1 protein-coding gene is annotated in these 1,579 nt (G+C 72.0%); it reads right to left on the reverse strand.

Going from position 1 to position 1,579, the window contains the following annotated elements; genetic code table 11:
• A partial coding sequence (locus WDZ95_RS22200) for a condensation domain-containing protein (RefSeq protein ID WP_425781695.1) occupies window positions 1–1,579 on the reverse strand: 1,579 nt, incomplete at both ends.

The following is a 1,579-nucleotide window of genomic DNA, read 5'->3' on the forward strand; positions in this document are numbered from 1 at the left end:
TTGTTGGTGGCGCTGCGCGGGCGGCAGCACCTCGATGGCCAACGCGGGCGTGTCGGGCGCGTCGAGCAGCGCTTCGGCCAGGCCTTGCAGGGTCTGCAGCAGTTGGGCGGCCAGGGCCTCGGGGGCGATGCCGGCGGCGCACTGGGCCTCGATCTCGAAGCCGTCGCCGAGGTCGTCGATGGCGACGCCGATGGGGTAGTTGACGCGCTCTTCGGCGTCCAGCAGCCGACCCAGCAGCGAGGCCTGGGGGTGGTCACCTCCCACCGCCGCCGGCGACGAGTGTCGGTAGTTGAAGATGGCCGTGAACAGGGGTTCGGACGCGGGCACGCCGCTGCAGCGCTGCGCCAGCGTCAGCGTGGCCTGCTCGTGCTGCAGCAGCGCACTCAGGGCCTCGCGCGTACGCTGCAGCGCCTCGCGCGCACTGGCCTGCTGGAGGTCCACGCGCAGCGGCAGCGTGTTGATGAACAGCCCCACGGTCCGCGCCTGCTGGTCCGCGCCGTCGAGCCGGCCCGAGAGCACGGTGCCGAAGACCGGGTCGTGGCGCTGTGCGGCGCGCGCGAGCAGCAATGCCCAGCCGGTGTGCCAGAGCACGCCCGCGGTCACGCCGTGTCGGCGGGCCGCGCGGCGGAGTTTTGCGCCCAGGGCCGCGTCCACGCTGGCGCGGTGGCCGCGCACGCCGTCGCTGCCGATGTTGCGCACCCCGAAAGGCATGGTGCCCTCGGTGACTTCGCCCAAGGCCTCCTGGAAATGGGCTTCCTGCGCCAACGGGTCGACGGCGCGTGCGCGTTGCACGAAGGGGCGGTAGGCAGGGGCGGGCTCGAGCACCGCGCCCGGGTCCTCGCACAGCCGGGCGATTTCTTGCTCGACCACTTCCAGCGACACGTGGTCGCCGGTCAGGTGGTGCATCTGGATGGCGAGCAGCCAGCGCTGGCTGACCGCGTCGTCAAGGGTATGGCAGCGCAGCAGGGGCGCTTCGCGCACGTCCATCGGGGCACGGCTGGGGGCGACGGCGGCCTTGAGGGCATTCAAGGCATCGCGGCCCGGTTCGGCCACTTGAGGGTGCACCGGCAGTTGCGCGTCGCGCAGCACCACCTGAACGGGGTGAGGCAGGCCTTCCCAGGCAAAGCAGGTGCGCCAGGCGTCGTGGCGCTGCACCATGGCCTGCAGGCCGGCGATGTAGCGCTCGCGCGCGGCCGCGCTGTCGAAGCTTCGGACCGACCAGACCAAGTACTCGTCGTGGGCTGGATTGAGGCGGTGGTGGAACAGCAGGCCTTCCTGCAGCGGCGCGAGGCGGTAGAGGTCCTGCACGTTGGCACAGCCACCGGGCACGTGGGCGAGCAGGGCGTCGAGTTCGGCCTGAGACAGCTCGGCCAGCGGCACCTGCTCGGGCGTGATGCGTGTGGCACCCAGCGGCAGGCCTTGGGGGGCGGTGACATCGGCCGCTTGCGTGAGTGGTCGCAGGCGTTGCGCGAGCTCGCAGAGCACGGGGTGGTCGAACACGGTTCGAGCCTCCACATGGCAACCCGCCTCGCGCAGCCGGGCCACGAGCTGCATGGCCAGCAGCGAGTGGCCGCCGAGG

This window comes from Hydrogenophaga sp. T2 (genome assembly GCF_049843535.1).
In the GTDB taxonomy this organism is placed as follows: Bacteria; Pseudomonadota; Gammaproteobacteria; order Burkholderiales; family Burkholderiaceae_C; genus Hydrogenophaga; species Hydrogenophaga crocea.